The sequence below is a fragment of the Enterococcus ratti genome, from assembly GCF_001886195.1.
In the GTDB taxonomy this organism is placed as follows: Bacteria; Bacillota; Bacilli; order Lactobacillales; family Enterococcaceae; genus Enterococcus_B; species Enterococcus_B ratti.
Window position 1 is genome coordinate 21,718 of the sequence record NZ_JXLB01000016.1, and the last position, 16,507, is coordinate 38,224.

Here is a 16,507-nt window from a genome sequence, read left to right on the forward strand (position 1 = left end):
GTTTAAAATAATGTATTGGTGAAATAACTGTAATTTTTTTACCTTCAATCATCTGATAAAAATGAACAGATTGTATGTCGTGGGTTTAATTAAAAAAGCAATACAAGAATGGTATTTGAAGTTGGATATACTCTCAAACGATTTTGCTTGGAAAAAGTATGACAGGGGTTCTAAAAATATTTTACGTAAGTGCTTAGTGTTTACCAAAAAATAGTTCAAAAATTAAATAACAAAAACTCTGTGTCGATAGATTTTACACAGAGTTTTTTCTAATTTGGAGAAAAACGTCCTAAAAAATCAATTGCGAGTACTAAATCTGTCAGATTTATTCAATTTTATGTTAATGCTCTTTAAAAAAATGCTAGTTAGCGAGTATTTGAACGAATGATAATTAAAGAAAGTAGAGTAAATACTTGATTTGAACAAGAGTTGTCATTAAATAGTATACTTTTTTAATTCAACCAAGAAAAAAGACTGTCTTAAATAATTTTACGAACAAACATAAAATGAAACCGCAAACAATTAATGGGAGGGAAAAAAATGACAGATTGGTTAGGATTAAATGGAAAAGTAGTAATTGTTACAGGAGGTTCTTCAGGTATTGGTAGAAGTATCGTCGAGCGTTTATTAGAACAAAAAGTTTATGTTGCCAATTTTGATATTTCTGATTCAGAAATGAAACATCAAAATTTATTCTTTGTGAAAGTAGACGTTATTTCAAGAAAAGAAGTAGAAGTTGGTGTTTCAAAAGTGATTGAACATTTTGGTACAGTCGATGGTCTAGTAAATAATGCGGGAATCAATATACCACGTTTACTCGTTGACAAAAAACATCCTTACGGTCCTTATGAATTGTCAGACGATGTTTTCGATAAAATAATTGCGATTAATCAAAAAGGATTGTATTTAATGAGTCAAACAGTAGGTCGTATTCTTGTACAAAAACAAGCAGGAGTCATTGTAAACATGTCTTCAGAAGCTGGATTAGAAGGCTCAGAAGGTCAAAGTGCTTATGCAGCAACGAAAGCGGCAGTAAATAGTTATACTCGTTCATGGGCTAAAGAGTTAGGTAAATCGAACGTTCGCGTGGTCGGTATTGCTCCGGGAATCATGGAAGAAACAGGATTACGAACAGTCGCTTATGAAGAAGCTTTAGCATACACGCGTGGCATTTCTGTTGAGCAATTATGTGCAGGTTACTCAAAAACAAGCACCATTCCATTAGGACGAAGTGGAAAGCTTTATGAAGTTGCTGATTTAGTATGCTATTATTTATCAGGCCGTTCTAGCTATATTACAGGCATTACTACAAACGTAGCTGGAGGAAAAACAAGAGGATAGAGGTGGGAAAACTAAATGACGCTAGTAAATAGATGGTACCAAGTATTAAAATTACTAGTTGATCACAAAGAAATGAATTTACAGGATTTACAAGAGAAGTTGATAGCAAGTCCTCAAACGGTTCGTAAAAGTATTGATACGTTAAATGACGAATTAATAGGGATTGCAAAAATTATTCAAAAAGAAAGTCTATTTCAATTAGAAATACGTGATTTTGAAGAATTTGAAATAGTTCTATCAGGACGTTTGAAAAAAGAAGCCGATTTTAATTCATCAAGTAAACGTGTTTCTTACATTATCAAACGTTTGATAGAAGCAGACCATTTTATTTCAACTTATGATCTCTCAGAAGAATTAGCCGTTAGTCGTGGTACAGTAAATAAAGATATTAAAAGGATGAAGGAATTAGTTCGACCATGGCAGGTGTCAGTCATAGGAAGACCCAATCGTGGGATTTATTTAAAAGGAAAAGAATTTGATTTACGATTATTGCATGTGAATGAGGTTCAAGAATATTTTGAAGAAGAGTTTCTTCAAGAAACGACTAAGCAAGTGATTCAAAAAGTAATCAAAGAAACGAAGCTGGCTAAACAAGACAGTTTTTTGTTGCCAAGAGTCATTTCAATCGTGTTACAGCGAGTGTTAGCTGGTCAAATGTTGACAGAATTGCCAAGAGAGTATGTGGATTATGTGAGTAAGAATGAGTACATTGAAGAATTAATGTATCATTTGGAAATCACTTATAACGTCACGCTAAGTCATTGGGAACGTTCGTTTATCAGTTTTCCTTTCAATGTTAATACCAATCATGTACGAAATACTTTATTAACAGATGATCAACTTTTATATGACTATTTCCAAAAAATGATGATGAAAATTCATCGTTATGTAGTGGTTGAATTGGATGAAGCGTTCTTATTTTCAGAAATGAAAGAACATTTGATGAACGTGATGAACCGTTTGATTTTTCATGTTGAATGTCACGATTTATTTTATGGTGAAATTGAGCGTCACTATCCTTTTGCCTATGAGTTAGCAAAAATTAGTTTACAAGAGCTCGGCAGATTGCTACATCGAACTGTTCCATCAGTAGAATACGGCTATCTTGCTCTTTATTTTGAGTTAGCGTTAAGAGGAAATTATGAAGCGGGTACCAAAAAAGAAATTGCTGTTATTTGCAGCACCGGTCACGGAACGGCGTTAATGATTCAACGGCAATTAGAAAAAGTACTTGGAGCCAACGTGCAGATTTCACATTTTTCTGAAGAAGAATGTGAAAAAAAAGATTTAAATCAATATTTTGCTGTTTTTACTACTATTCCTTTAAAAAATATTCGCCCGCAAACACCTATTATCCACATGACCAATTTATTTAATGACGCATGGTTAAGAAATGAATGGAAAAGAGTAAAAGAAATTCGTTCGATTGAATCTAAAAATGTTCAAATGACGTATCAGTTATTGGATAGAAAAGAAGAATATCACACAAATATTCAGAAAATGATTACAAAGTTGGAGAAAGAAAAGTTAGTAGATTCGACTTTTGCTCGGCGAATTTTTGCTAGGGAAGATCAACAAACAACGATTTTTGAATCAGGAATTGCTTTTCCGCATGCAGTCAATCGAGCATTAACGACGATTATTTTATCAATTGGTGTTTTTGAAGAATCATTAAATACTTCAAAAGGAAAAGTTGATGTTGTTTTACTATTGGGGATTCCAGAAAAATTATCTCATGCTGTAGAAGCAGAGTTATTGCACTTATACGATCGTTTATTCACTATCGCAGGTGATGAAAACTTGTGTCTTGAGTTACGTAAACAAAAAGATATCTTGGCAGTGAAAGAATGGATGCAAAGAAAGGGGGTTATCACATGAATAGTATCTATATTTTTGGTTTGCTATTTTTGACGGCGTATTTCGTGCAAGTAGCAATGGGAATAAAACAAATGAAACATTTTAATCAACACTATCAAGAACTTCGGAAACTGGGAAAAGTAGCAATTGGTCGCCGAGCAGGTAAAGTCAAAGCTGGAACAATTTTTTTGTTTGCAGTTGATCCAAAGGGAAGTATTTTAGCGGCTAGAAAAATGCAAGGAGTGACCGTTTTAGCTAAATTCCATTCTTTACCACAATATGTCGGTGAAGACATTCATTACATGGATCATTACCATCCACTCGTACGTCAAGAAAACAAATTAACGCAGCAAGCGATAGAAAATGCTCGGGAAGTATACTTATGCGTAGGGCGAGGAGATGATCAAGAATTTCAATCCTTTACGTGGATAAGCAGTTTAAAAATTCAATTACAATTATGGAAAAATAAAGTACGATCAAAATTGAAAGGAAGTGCAGAGTAATGTCTTACATTACAAAATTTGCTGAAGGATTTATGAATCTATTTCAGACGGGAGCATCGACATTTATTTCTTGGATGACGGGAATCGTTCCGGTTGTTTTAATGTTAATGGTAGCGATGAATACCCTAATTGCTTTTTTAGGAGAAGAAAGAGTAACTAGCGTAGCTAAAATTTCTGCCAAAAATCCTATTACGCGTTATTTAGTTCTTCCCTTTTTATCGGCATTTATGTTAGGAAATCCGATGTCTTTCACCATGGCTCGTTTTTTACCGGAGTACTATAAACCAAGTTATTACGCCGCACAAGCACAGTTTTGCCATACAAGCAACGGTGTATTTCCGCACATTAATCCCGGAGAATTATTTGTCTGGTTAGGAATTGCACAAGGCATCGATACATTAGGCTTAAATTCAATGGATTTAGCAGTTCGTTACATGTTTGTAGGTCTTTTAATGAACTTTATTGGTGGTTGGGTTACTGATTTCACTACTGCTTATGTTTGTAAGCAACAAGGAATCACGCTTAGTAAAACAGTCGTCATGGATTGAGAAAAAGTCCTTGAAACGACGATCACTCGTCCAATGTTACTCCATTATATAAAAATAGCGACTAAATAAAACGGAAGAGCTTATAAGTAATCTAAATGTACAAGGAGAAAATGAGATGGCATATAACAGTATCAAGGTAGTAAAGGGAAATGGTGGTTATGGTGGTCCTTTAATTATTACTCCGACAGAAGAAAAACATAAATTTATTTTCGTTACCGGTGGTGGAGAAAAACCGGCAATTGTAGATAAAATTGTTGAGTTAACGGGTATGGAAGCCGTAAATGGATTTAAAACTTCTATTCCAGATAATGAAATTGCATTAGCTATTATTGATTGTGGCGGTACGCTTCGTTGTGGTATTTATCCTAAAAAAGGCATTCCTACAATTAATATAGTCCCCACAGGCAAAAGTGGTCCACTGGCTCAATATATTAATGAAACAATTTATGTTTCGGCGGTTGGTTCAGCACAAATTACACTTGCTTCTGAAGGATCTTTTGCAATTGCAAAAGATTCCATAAGCAAAAAAGCTGAATTTAAATATGATACCAGTAAAAAAATTACAGAACAAAAAGCGGAACAGCAAAATTTTATTGCTAAAATTGGAATGGGTGCAGGAAAAGTAGTAGCTACATTTAATCAATCTGCAAGAGAAGGCGTTCAGACGATGATTCATACAGTTATTCCTTTTATGGCATTTGTTTCGTTATTGATTGGTGTGATTCAAGGCTCAGGAATAGGTAAATTTTTTGCCCATGTCATGGCACCACTCGCAGGGAATATTATCGGGTTAACAATTATTGGTTTTGTTTGTTCACTTCCGTTTTTATCACCTTTATTGGGGCCCGGCGCAGTAATTAGCCAAGTGATTGGGGCGTTAATTGGGGTGGAAATTGGCAAAGGAAATATCCCACCACAATTGGCTTTACCTGCATTATTTGCTATTAATACCCAAAATGCTTGCGATTTTATTCCCGTAGGACTTGGGCTAGAAGAAGCAAAATCAGAAACGGTTGAAGTGGGGGTACCATCTGTGTTGTATTCACGTTTTTTAAATGGAGTACCTCGTGTGTTGGTTGCTTGGCTTGCAAGTTTTGGCTTGTATAGTTAAATTATCTGTTGGAGGATGAAAAATGTCAGTATTTACAACTACGGTCTTATCTATTGGATCAGAAGCCGAATTATTTAAAAAAGAAAAAATGGTGATACTATTTGGAAAAGATGCACCGGATGTTTTAGCAGATTATTGCTATAACATTGAGATTCATCCAGTAAAAGAAGAAATTAAAGTAAACCAAACGTTAATCATTGGCGAACAAAAATATCGAATTACAGCAGTTGGTAGTGTTGTTTTGACCAATTTAGATACGTTGGGGCATATAACAATTAAATTTGATGGCTCAACGGTGCCTGAATTAGCAGGAACGTTGTACGTGGAGGACAAAGCAGTTCCTAAAATTTCAGTAGGTACAACGATTATCATTCAATAGATAAACAAAAGGAGTGCAGCACATGAAATTTATGTTAGATACCATTAATCTTGAAGCTATTCGTTATTATCAAACGATTTTACCGCTAACAGGAATTACATCTAACCCAAGTATTGTTAAACTAGAGCATGAAATTTCATTTTTTTCACATTTAAAAAAAATTAAACAAGTAATTGGTTCTACCAGTCTTCACGTACAAGTAGTTGGTGAAACAACGAAAGAGATGATCGAAGATGCTAAAACCATTGTAAAGAAATTAGGAAAAGAGACGTTCATCAAAATACCGGTGAATGAAGCGGGACTAGCTGCCATCAAGCAACTCAAACAAGAAATGTATCGAATTACTGCTACAGCGATTTATACGGAGTTTCAAGGATATTTAGCAATCGCCGCAGGCGCAGATTACTTAGCTCCTTATTATAATCGAATGGAAAATTTGAATATTGATGCACAAAAAATCATTGAAAATTTGGTAAAAGAAATTTCACGCAGCGGCTCAAATAGTCAGATAGTTGCTGCAAGTTTTAAAAATATTGCCCAAATTAATAAGGCCTGTCAAAGTGGAGTACAGGCTGTTACCGTCACACCAGATTTGATTGCACAAGGATTCGCAATGCCCGCTATCCAAAAGGCTGTTACCGATTTTCGTAACGACTGGTATTCAGTTTTTAAAGTAGAATCTATTAAAAAATTAGCTGCCATCAATTCATAGCTAATTAATAGTCATTCATTGTAAAGTTTTCATTTATTTAGGTCAAGTTTAATACTAATTATTTTGGTAATAAACTAACTAAAGCGCCTGTATACTTGTTATTTCAAGGTAGAAATTTTAATATGAATAAGCATTTTTTTGAAGTAAAAAATAGAAAAAAGAGCAGAAATAAGCGAAGAGAATCATTTTGTAAGACATCAGATAAGTTTCTTATTAGAAAATAGGAAATTATTCTAGCGAGCACCAATGAATAAAAACAATCATTGATCATTGATTTTCAAATAAGGATAATAGCCATTAGTTGCTTTTGCTTATAAGAGTATAGGAGAAAAATGTTTAAGGAGAGTGTAAATAAATTTCGTTTTTATGTTGACAAAATATCATATACAAGGTAGAACTCACAAAAGTCAACTTTTCACATAGTAGCATTTTAGGTGTTTTGTTCAGAAAGTCGGTGGTTGCTGTGAACCGATCAAGCCTAGATGTCGAATTACAGGAAAAAAGTATAAAAACTAAATCATTCAAATAAAGAGAAAAACAGTTCTGTTTTTAATTAAGGTGGTACCGCGGAGTCATTCGTTCTTAGTTGAAAACAGGACTTTTTGTTTAATAAAAGGTGGGGAAGGTCAATGAATTGTGGCGGAGTTATCCGATATTTCTTCTTTTTTAGAACAGCAATAAACTAAAAAGGAGAATGATTATGAAAGAAAAACCAAGTTTTAAATTGATTAGTAGCCAGTGGTTTGTTCCTTCTATTTTTACAGTTTGTGCAATTGTTGGTAGTGCGGTAGGCAGAGCATTTACAGTGATATCAACAATTGGGATTGCTTTTTTCGGTGTTGGCACAATGTTGGGTTTAAATTCGGCTTTAGTAGTAGGTCCGATTGTTTCAGGTGCTGTTTTTGGTGATAATATGTCACCTTATCGGAATCAACCAATTTAGCAGCAGTAATTGTAGATGCATACCTTTTCAAACACATCAAACATATGATTTAGCCAACGGTTCCAGCATTTGTAGTTTCTTTCGTTTTATTTATGGTTTTAGGACACACAAATAACAGTGCTAGTTTAACGATCATTTAAAAGGCAACTGCCCCCTTGAAGTGAACTTTACAATTTCTATTTGGTCATTGATTCCTCTTATGGTTCTGTTGTTGTTAGGTGCATGGAAAAAGGTTCCGGAAATTTTAAATACATCATTCCAAACATAATTATTGTAGATACACCAATCATTAGTAAAAACTGTCCATAATTCTTCATTTCTACTCACTCCTTTTAAGATTTCTTTCTTTTATCTTCCCAGCTTACAAAAAACAAGCAACTAAATTGTTTGAAACAACTTAGTCGCTTGTTATACTTAATTTTTTATATGAACAGTTTTTTTAGTTAAGCAAAATGATCATTTTTTTTGATAGCTAAAGAAAATAATTAAGTAAAGCAATCCTGTTAATAAGGTGACGCCGATGGGATTAGTGAAGAAAATTCCTCCAAAGATTAATCCTAAAACTACTATAGCAAGCAAATTTATAACTTTTCCAAAAGATGATTTTTTCTTTAAAGCAAGTATAAACGCTGCTGCACTGATCATCATCCAAATAACTAATACGGTATAAGAAAGTGAACCAGCTAAGTAGCCAAATAATTTGTCTCCTACTAAATAAGATAAAACAACGCCTAGATACAGTATGCTTGCACAAAATAAAACAGCACGTTGCGGTACATGGTATTTATTCAATACAGCCAATTTTTTTACTGCATTTGTTTTATTTTTTACTCGAAAATATAAAAGCCGTGAAGAAGCATAGACGCCAGAATTAATCGAAGAAAATAAAGCAAGGATGATCACAAAATTTACGATATCGGCGGCAAATGGGATGCTCATTTTTTCAAATACCATCACAAAAGGGCTAACCGTTGTCTTTGCTAATACATGCCAAGGAAAGATAATTAACAATAAGAATAAAGGAATAATGTAAAAAGAAATGATTCGTCCCATCACGCCTCTGATGGCTTTTGGAATCGCCTTTTTTGGGTCATCTGCTTCACTTACAGTAACAGCAATAAGCTCTGAGCCACCGTAAGAATAAATGACTACGAGTAAAGAATGAATGATTCCTTTCATTCCGTGAGGAGAAAATCCGCCGTAGTTAGTGAGTGTTTGTAACGTAGGCAATACACCATTTCCTAGCATCTGCTGACCGACAAGGTAAATGCCAAAGATGATCAGTAGAATAATGACACTAATTTTAGCAAAAGCTAACCAGTATTCAGTTTCTGCAAATAAACGTACCGAATATAAATTGATTAGCGTAGTAAATATTGCCAGAATAAGAACGAAGACCCAAGTAGGGATGTTTGGAAACCATAACTGCAAGAAAGAAGCAGCAGCTACTGCTTCGGCGATGATATTGATGGTCCACAATGAGTAATATACCCAATCGATAAAATCAGCGGCATGTACGCCTAAAAACGGTCGAACTAATCCAGAGAGTCCATGCTGGGTGTCTCCACCGTCTAAAACGAGTCTCCCTAAACCATTCATTACGATAAATAAGACAGCACCACCGATCAAAAAGGCAATTAAAACAGCAGGCCCTGCAATCTCAATTGCTTCACCGCTTCCTTTAAATAGACCAGCACCAATTGCGCCTCCTAATGCAAGCATAGTGATATGTCGAGAACTTAGCTGTTTTTTTAATTTTGTTTTTTCAGTATTCTCCATAAACAACCTCTTTTCTGAAGATAAAATATTCATCACTGTATACGAATAATCAAATAAAATGATGGACTAGTAGAAAAATGACTTGTTTTATCATAACAAATTATCTGATAATTTCAATAATTCTGAAAACAAAATACCCCTTTTTAATTAAAATTTCATCTATTTGTCATTTTTTCTTATAGAAGTAAAATGACTTTCATAGGAAAAATAAAAATTTATAGTTAATGATTGACTATTTTTTCAAAACAGAGTTTACGTGAAAAAAATGTTAAAGATGATTGAAGAATCCAATTACATTTTATAGTTTAAAATGATAATTATTATTTTTTAGAAAATAGACAGTAAAATTAAAAATTATGACTAGAATCAAACGTTTTTTCAAAAAAATTATGCCAAAAGCTTAAATAAGAAAAAAGGAAAAATAAATAAAGAGGCTCTTTTTTTAGAAACTAGTTGCTTTACTGCAGTTTTTTTCTATTTATAATTTGGCAAAGGAAAAAACAAAAAGATAAACAAAAAGCAGGTAGAAAAGTTGCTTATACTCATAAGTGTAGAAATGAGGTGAGAACGAATGAATCACGTATTGATCAAACAGAAGATACGGTGTTTCTCATTACCTCTATCTAAATAGCAGCATTAATAATCTTTCTTTTCTTTCAACAATGTTGTTAATTGTAGTTATTTACTTAATACTGTATTTTATGTTTTTCATTAGCTATCTTAAATCTAGCTTATCGTTAAAAAGAGTTTATCAAGTTTAGAAGGGAAAAATTGAAAGCAGATTGTTCAAATGGACGTCGAAGAATTAGCATAATTGATTGGGGAAAATCTTCACTATTATCAAACAGGACGTGTAGTTAATTATATTCCAGCACTAGCAAAAGTGAACCCCAAGCAATTAGAAATGGCTATTTACGATTTGAAAAAAAGACAAATGATAGAATTTGGTGATTCACGTGTTTGTTTTGTCATTGAAGGTATGTCAAAAGCACCAGTTTTGTTGTTAGCGATCGAAGATCATAAAATTGAATTGATAACGTCTTTCAAATAATTGATACAAAAACCACAGAATTTGCTCTTTATTCCATGTGGAAGATAAAAACTAGCCGTCGGCGGCGTCCAATGCCTCCTTTTTTTAATGCTAGACCGTAGCAACAACTTCTTTGTTTGCAGGAAAAAATTTAGAAGAGAAATTTGAGCGAATTTTGGCTTTTATAAAAGAAATTTGTAATGATCCGGAAATCACCTTGAATGAAGAAATTTATCATTTTGAATCTCAAACAAATGACATCATTCGTTCTCTAGCTTACTATATGAAAGAAAATCAAATGATTGACGGAGAGGTTATAGACGTTATAAACGTATATTTTAAGCAATACTCTGTTAACGTTACTGCTTTAGGAATAGCTAAATTGGGAGCAGCTTTAGCAAATAAAGGGATTGCACCTTGAAATAAGAAAAGAATCATTGCAAAAGAAAGTGCTACGATTGTCAAAGCCATCATGACTACCGCAGGCTTATATGATGAATCAGGTGAATTTTCTGTTCATATCGGTGTACCAGATAAAAGTGGTGTGGGTAAAGGTTTAATGGTAGCTGCATGGTATGAGAATTTTGGGTTCAGCATTAGATTCCTTTGACAACAGCGCAACAAGAGATCATTGAAAAACTTGATATTGCTATTTTTGAATAATTGAATGAAAAAATATTGCTAGTTTTAATGATGATCAAAACAATTTTTTTTGAAATCACTCCTTATTATTTAAAAATTTTAGTTTTTTTAAACGAACAAAAGTTCGAATACGGTTGATTAAAAGAGTATTTCAACTTGAACCGCGAGAAAGAAAACTGGGACGTACTTCCTTTATTAAATGATGGCAAAAGTCAGTCCTAGATACATTGCATCATGTAGTACTCATAAGAAAATAAATTTGAAAATAACAATATTTTTTGAAGATAAATCTAGAAAAAAGGGTGTATGGAAGGAAAAGTCGAAGGAAACTTTTTTTCTTAAAATGAAGAGAACCACTATTTTGTATTGAATAAAAGAAAAAGAAAAATGTTGAATAACAAAAGGAAAAAGAATCATATTGACAAATCAGGAAATTTATAGCAAGTGTTTTTTACTAATTACTCAAGAAATTCAGCTATTTTAAGTAAAAAAGAATGTTGTGTGACTAGCTTAGGTGACTTTTTTATTTTGTTTTTTGTAAGCGTTTTCTAAAAAAGGAAATAAAAAAAATATAAATGAGATAATATGCTTAAATAGACATACATAAAATTTAGAGGAGCGGGAAAGGGCATGTTAGAGAATTACATTGAGCGGAATGTTTCTAGAAAAGTATATCTTTGTGAGCAATTATTTGAATTTCAAGAAATAGACATTAATGATTCTGCCAAGTTGTTGGGTGTGACAGTGCCGACTGTATTGCATGATCTTGAAAGTATTATAGAATGTTTGGAATACTGTATTGAAAAATGTGAGCGGGAAAAACATATATATAAAGTTATATTTAAGCAGGGGATTAGGCTATCAGAATTAACACAGTTTTTGTATGGTCAATCGTATTTTTTAAAATTTTTGAGCTATTATTTTAAAGGACAATTTACTAGTACGGAATTATCCGATTTGGAGTTCATCTCTTTGAGCAAGGTCTATACGATCAAAAAAACAGTCTTTGACTTCTTTAAAGCAAATTCGTATTTGAAAAACAAACAGATCGTTATTCCTGAATATGATGTGCGTAATCTTTTGATTGCATTGGTGAGGTATATTAACTGGGAAGGATATGAAACCAAAAATAATAAAGTAAAAAATGCTTGTAATGAGCTAGTTGATTTCATCGAAGCACATTTTTTCAAGCGTAGATATTCTGAAGAAGAAAGAATTTTGATTATTCGAGGGATTGAGATTGCGATTGGTAGAAAAAATTATCCTCTTCATTTTAGTGAAAAAGAAAAGAAATTAGCAGAAGAGAAACCATTATTTCATATCATATGTCAAGGATTAACTCAATATAAAAATGTATTAGGATTACAGGAAGAGGACGTTTATTATATTTTTTCTTTATTTAATACTCGTAATTATACCAACGAGAATATGGAATTGATAAGAAAAGATTTTGAAATAGTTTATACTAGTTTCATTGAAAATAATTTATATTTAAATGAATTAATTGAAAAAATAGTCAGTAAAATTGGGAAAAAATGTGCGAATAATTTTATTTTAAGAAAATCTTATTTACAGTTTATTCGGACAATATGGGCGGATGGACAAGTTTTTCTTCCTGATCAAATTTATTTATTAACGGATGACGAAAAAGAACTTTATGAAAACACTGTAAAGATTTTAAATAATTGGAAAGAAGAACATTGCCTTGATATAAGATGGAATCATAATTTAATCCGAAAATTTGTTAAAAGCATGTACTTGACTGTACGTATGGAAGAAAAAAATCAACCCACTGAAATTTTTATTGTGGCACCCAATGCAGTAAAACAAATTTTTTATCGAGAGCTGGTGATGGCTCAGATTAACGAAAATAGTGAATTAAATTCAATGATTTATCACTCATTGAAAGAGCTGCCTGATGAATGTCTATATCGTACTAGAAGAATCGTTTTTTGTGATGTTACTGTTTATCAAAGCGGATTTGACACTGAAAACACCCAAGTTTTACCAATTTCTTTGAATAATAAGTGTTTGTACTTGGGTCAAAAAATTAGAATAGAAAATGAATTGATTAATTAAAAAATTAGCCACAACATGTAATAAATGGAATTATTTTTAGGTGTGGTTAAAAATATACCGATATAGAATGGATTTAATGAGAGGAAGAGAACAAATGGCATGATTTTCTTCCTTTTTTAGTTTAAAATGAATGTAATAAAAAACTATTATAAGCGCTTACTATCTATTGGAAATTTATAGCTAGGTTATGAAAAAATGCTTTTTTCGCCAATCATTTTTTTAATTGAACAAGGTCAATGCAGGGCATTAATAGGATCTAATAGTGCAGGGAGGTCTTCAATCATCCAGTATCTTCTAGGTATTTCACGGGAACATCAAAAGGGAAATACCTAGAAGATATTGAATTAGCGGTCAGTTACGTCCGCCAAAACTATTTAGATGTATTTAATCAAATACATCTAGAAAAATTAATTGCAACGATTAAACCGACGATATTGATTGTTGACCACGACCAAGTATTTTTAGAAAAAGTAGCCGATCAAATTATTTCTTCAAAGGAAATAACGAGATGAACTTGTTTTGCTGTCTGATTGTGTTACAATCGAGCCAGTACAAATAAAGGAGCGTTATAAATGTTATATGTAACCAGACATGGTGAAACCACTTGGAATGCAGCAGGAGCTGTCTGTGGAAGAGCGGATGTTTCCCTGACGGAAAAAGGTCAAAAACAAGCAAAAAAATTGGCAGAGGATGTTTCAAAACTAAAAATACCCGTAACAAAAATCATTCATTCACCGTTACAGCGAGCTAAAAATACAGCACAAGCAGTGGCGGATAAGCTTCAGTTGCCACTGGAAGTAGATGAACGTTTAGTCGAAATGGATTTTGGTGAATATGATGGAGTAGATGCTCTTGATCCGATGTTTCAAAAAGCACGTCGAGAATTTGCTGTTCGTTTTCCAAATGGAGAATCTGTGTTAGATGTTTACGCTCGCGTCGTTCCACTAATTGAAGAATGCCTTGCAGACCAAGACAACGTCTATTTACTTGTATGCCATAATGCTTTAATTCGAATCATGAACGCTTATTTTCATCCCATGCCAAATGCGATTTTCTTTGATTTTTTTGTAGATAATACTGAATTAGTTATTTTTGATCCTAAAAATAAGAACTTTTAAAGCATTTCAGTCTATTAAAAAAAATAAGCGAATGAAGGTTGTGACAGAAGTCTGAAGTTTAAAAACAGCATGCTTTTGTCACAACCATTTTTGCATAGAAAAATTTTCAATTCATCAACGAATCAATGAACATTTGTTTTCAATGTTTCAACAAGCGTTTGATACACTCTTTCTACATCAGCTTGGGTACCTCGTAATTCATAATCGGCAAGAAAAGAAAAACCAAATTGAGTTGCGTATTGCTTGGCGGTTAAGCAATATTGATTATTGAAATTTTTATTTCCGCTGCCTACGACCCCAAGACAAAGTGCATAATTGTTTTCATATTCCAAGTATTCGCGCATCGTTTCCGTTAAAATTTCCGTATCCCCATTATCTATTCCATTCCCTCCATCAAGGTATGTCGGAACGAAAGTAAAAAAAGGCTCCCTTTCTTTTTCAAAATCACTATTTTCGTGAATTTCTTTTAATACAACTTCTGGAAATCGAGAATCAATTGTATGTTGTTTGATTGCGTATCCTGCAAGCTTTTTGACAAAAGCACGGGTATTACCAGAAATTGAGAGATATAAAATATTCATTACACTTCCTCCAATCCTTAGTAATCAGTATAGCATTTTTTAAACAGGTTTAGTTAAAAGGATTTTTGTAGTGAAATGATAAAATTCTTGTATAATTAGAAAAAAATCGCTACAATTATATTTCTATTAGAATCTTTATGAATAAAGTGAAATAAGAGATTATTTGTTATACTTTGTTTAAAAGCGGTTTATTTTGGAGGATGCTTAAATGAATACAAAGCGACAGAGCAAAGGAATAGGTTTGATTCCACTAGCGGCTTTAGTGATTGGATCAGCGATTGGAGGTGGCGTATTTGGGATTATGACGGACATCTCTGGATCAGCCGGCGGTCCAGCTGTTTTTAGCTGGCTGCTCGTCGGATCAGCCATGATGATGCTCTCGTTATCAATCAACAATATTAATAAAAAACGTCCGGAATTAAAAGGCGGAATTTTTAGTTATGCAGAAGCAGGGTTCGGGCGTTTTGCTGGTTTCATCAGCGGTTGGGGCTACTGGCTAACTTGCTGGCTAGGAAATGTAGCATTTGCGACATTATTGATGAGTGCACTAGGCTACTTTTTTCCAGTATTTGACGGAGGACAAAACGTTGCTTCAATTGTAATGAGCACCTTATTTTTATGGGGATATGCCTGGTTAGTCAATCGTGGCGTCGAAAATGCAAGTTACGTGAATGCAATTGTCACGATTTGTAAATTGGTTCCTTTGTTTTTATTTATCGTCGTGGCAATCAGTACTTTTTCACTGCAACAGTTTTTAGATAATTTTTCTAGTGCCATCATATTAAATATAAATGGACAGCCCGTGTCGTTTTCAAGTCAGATACTCAGTTGCATTATGGTCATGTTATGGGTATTTGTAGGAATCGAAGGTGCTTCTGTTGTTGGCTCACGGGCGAAAAAGAAATCTGATGTAGGTAAAGCGACGATTCTTGGTATTTTTGGTTTGATCATTATTTATGTCCTCGTATCCATGTTGCCTTATGGAACAATGTCCATGCAGGAGTTGCAAGGAATCAATACTCAACCAGCAATGGGATATGTGTTTGAGCGGATGGTTGGGAAATGGGGCGCTATTCTAATCAATGGCGGCTTGATTATTTCATTAATTGGTGTTTGGTTGTCATGGACGATTTTGCCGATCGAAACCATGCGAAATATGGCGGAAGATGGTTTGCTACCGAGACGTTGGGGAAAAGTCAATCAAAAAGGTGCACCTACTTATGCTATTGCCTTAACGACTATCTGTACAAATGTATTTTTACTTTCTTTATTATTTACGAATAGTGCTTATAATTTTGCCTATACACTTGGTACAGCAGCTATTTTCTTTACATGGCTGTTCTTAGGGCTTTATCAAATGAAACTTTCTTATCAAAGAAAAGAATGGATGCAATTTCTTGTAGGTTTTTTAGCAAGTGCTTTTCAAGTGTGGGCGATGTTGGTCGTAGCATTCAATGAGGTCATGCTGGTATTGGTTTTATTCTTACCGGGTATTTTCTTTTATTTAAGAGCAAGGAAAGAACAAAACGAACCAGTTCCACATCTTCATCTGGATAAAATATTATTAGTAGCAGTCACAATGATCGGATTGACAGCTATGCTTTTATTTGCTACGGGAATCTTGCATGTTTAACAAGCAAACATTTTAAGTTATAGATAGTCCAAACAAACGTGATTGGTAAAAGTATCAATCGTATTTGTTTGGACTTTTTCTTCTCTTTGTAAAGGTAGCAAAGAATTTGAAAATGTATAAATATAAAAATAAAATTCAATGGCAGTAATACTTTGTTAGCTAGTTGTTTGTTTTCTTTTTCTAATCTTCTGAATTTTAAAAAAATAATAATCTTTCATTGACTTTAGTCTATGTTTTCATTCGTTTTTGTT

The 16,507-nt window shown here is 33.3% G+C and carries 12 protein-coding genes and 2 pseudogenes; 12 read left to right on the forward strand and 2 right to left on the reverse strand.

Annotated elements, in window-relative coordinates; translation table 11 throughout:
* Positions 1-540 precede the first annotated feature (540 nt).
* The 8 genes and pseudogenes from RV14_RS08500 to RV14_RS08535 all read left to right on the forward strand — a co-directional run.
* A complete protein-coding gene (locus tag RV14_RS08500; protein ID WP_071855841.1) occupies positions 541-1,341 on the forward strand; it encodes an SDR family oxidoreductase in 801 nt (266 codons plus the stop codon).
* 15 nt (positions 1,342-1,356) lie between these two features.
* Positions 1,357-3,219 carry a BglG family transcription antiterminator gene (locus RV14_RS08505; RefSeq protein ID WP_071855842.1) on the forward strand — a complete coding sequence of 621 codons (1,863 nt, stop codon included), beginning with the start codon at positions 1,357-1,359 and terminating at the stop codon, positions 3,217-3,219.
* Complete coding sequence (locus RV14_RS08510) at positions 3,216-3,701, forward strand: transcriptional regulator GutM (protein ID WP_071855843.1); 486 nt, start codon at positions 3,216-3,218, stop codon at positions 3,699-3,701. The genes RV14_RS08505 and RV14_RS08510 overlap by 4 nt, the downstream gene beginning before the upstream one ends.
* Entirely contained in the window at positions 3,701-4,249 is a 549-nt protein-coding gene (srlA, locus tag RV14_RS08515) for a PTS glucitol/sorbitol transporter subunit IIC (RefSeq protein ID WP_071855844.1), read from the forward strand. The genes RV14_RS08510 and srlA overlap by 1 nt, the downstream gene beginning before the upstream one ends.
* Positions 4,250-4,364: 115 nt before the next feature.
* On the forward strand, positions 4,365-5,360 hold the full coding sequence (gene srlE, locus RV14_RS08520; protein ID WP_071855845.1) for a PTS glucitol/sorbitol transporter subunit IIB: 996 nt from the start codon (positions 4,365-4,367) through the stop codon (positions 5,358-5,360).
* Positions 5,361-5,382: 22 nt separating this feature from the next.
* Entirely contained in the window at positions 5,383-5,739 is a 357-nt protein-coding gene (locus RV14_RS08525) for a PTS glucitol/sorbitol transporter subunit IIA (RefSeq protein WP_071855846.1), read from the forward strand.
* Positions 5,740-5,761: 22 nt separating this feature from the next.
* A complete protein-coding gene (locus RV14_RS08530; protein ID WP_071855847.1) occupies positions 5,762-6,451 on the forward strand; it encodes a fructose-6-phosphate aldolase in 690 nt (229 codons plus the stop codon).
* A 718-nt stretch (positions 6,452-7,169) separates the two neighbouring features.
* Positions 7,170-7,641: pseudogene (locus tag RV14_RS08535) on the forward strand (Na+/H+ antiporter NhaC family protein); the annotation flags it as partial.
* A 209-nt stretch (positions 7,642-7,850) separates the two neighbouring features.
* Here the strand turns inward: RV14_RS08535 and RV14_RS08540 are convergent.
* Positions 7,851-9,173: an amino acid permease gene (locus RV14_RS08540; RefSeq protein ID WP_071855848.1), complete on the reverse strand. Its 1,323-nt coding sequence runs from the start codon at positions 9,171-9,173 to the stop codon at positions 7,851-7,853.
* 814 nt (positions 9,174-9,987) lie between these two features.
* On the opposite strand from RV14_RS08540, the pseudogene RV14_RS08545 reads away from it, so the two are divergent.
* From RV14_RS08545 to RV14_RS08555, 3 genes and pseudogenes are all read left to right on the forward strand, one after another.
* Positions 9,988-10,866 (forward strand): annotated as a pseudogene (locus RV14_RS08545) (glutaminase).
* Between the two features lie 609 nt (positions 10,867-11,475).
* A complete protein-coding gene (locus RV14_RS08550) occupies positions 11,476-12,924 on the forward strand; it encodes a hypothetical protein (RefSeq protein WP_071855849.1) in 1,449 nt (482 codons plus the stop codon).
* A gap of 572 nt (positions 12,925-13,496) precedes the next feature.
* The gene (locus RV14_RS08555) at positions 13,497-14,042 is read left to right on the forward strand and encodes a histidine phosphatase family protein (protein ID WP_071855850.1); all 546 of its coding nucleotides are present in this window, start codon (positions 13,497-13,499) and stop codon (positions 14,040-14,042) included.
* Positions 14,043-14,164: 122 nt separating this feature from the next.
* Here RV14_RS08555 and nrdI read toward each other — a convergent pair whose 3' ends face one another.
* Positions 14,165-14,623, reverse strand: a complete 459-nt coding sequence (gene nrdI / locus RV14_RS08560; RefSeq protein ID WP_071855851.1) for a class Ib ribonucleoside-diphosphate reductase assembly flavoprotein NrdI — start codon at positions 14,621-14,623, stop codon at positions 14,165-14,167.
* A 208-nt stretch (positions 14,624-14,831) separates the two neighbouring features.
* On the opposite strand from nrdI, the gene RV14_RS08565 reads away from it, so the two are divergent.
* Positions 14,832-16,256 (forward strand): basic amino acid/polyamine antiporter, encoded by a 1,425-nt coding sequence (locus RV14_RS08565; protein ID WP_071855852.1) that lies wholly within the window; start codon positions 14,832-14,834, stop codon positions 16,254-16,256.
* Positions 16,257-16,507 lie beyond the last annotated feature (251 nt).

Excerpts from the sequence above, each read along its gene's own strand:
- RV14_RS08500 (WP_071855841.1), top strand. The coding sequence starts at position 541 with ATGACAGATTGGTTAGGATTAAATGGAAAAGTAGTAATTGTTACAGGA.
- RV14_RS08505 (WP_071855842.1), top strand. The coding sequence starts at position 1,357 with ATGACGCTAGTAAATAGATGGTACCAAGTATTAAAATTACTAGTTGAT.
- RV14_RS08510 (WP_071855843.1), top strand. The coding sequence starts at position 3,216 with ATGAATAGTATCTATATTTTTGGTTTGCTATTTTTGACGGCGTATTTC.
- srlA (WP_071855844.1), top strand. The coding sequence starts at position 3,701 with ATGTCTTACATTACAAAATTTGCTGAAGGATTTATGAATCTATTTCAG.
- srlE (WP_071855845.1), top strand. The coding sequence starts at position 4,365 with ATGGCATATAACAGTATCAAGGTAGTAAAGGGAAATGGTGGTTATGGT.
- RV14_RS08525 (WP_071855846.1), top strand. The coding sequence starts at position 5,383 with ATGTCAGTATTTACAACTACGGTCTTATCTATTGGATCAGAAGCCGAA.
- RV14_RS08530 (WP_071855847.1), top strand. The coding sequence starts at position 5,762 with ATGAAATTTATGTTAGATACCATTAATCTTGAAGCTATTCGTTATTAT.
- RV14_RS08540 (WP_071855848.1), bottom strand. The coding sequence starts at position 9,173 with ATGGAGAATACTGAAAAAACAAAATTAAAAAAACAGCTAAGTTCTCGA.
- RV14_RS08550 (WP_071855849.1), top strand. The coding sequence starts at position 11,476 with ATGTTAGAGAATTACATTGAGCGGAATGTTTCTAGAAAAGTATATCTT.
- RV14_RS08555 (WP_071855850.1), top strand. The coding sequence starts at position 13,497 with ATGTTATATGTAACCAGACATGGTGAAACCACTTGGAATGCAGCAGGA.
- nrdI (WP_071855851.1), bottom strand. The coding sequence starts at position 14,623 with ATGAATATTTTATATCTCTCAATTTCTGGTAATACCCGTGCTTTTGTC.
- RV14_RS08565 (WP_071855852.1), top strand. The coding sequence starts at position 14,832 with ATGAATACAAAGCGACAGAGCAAAGGAATAGGTTTGATTCCACTAGCG.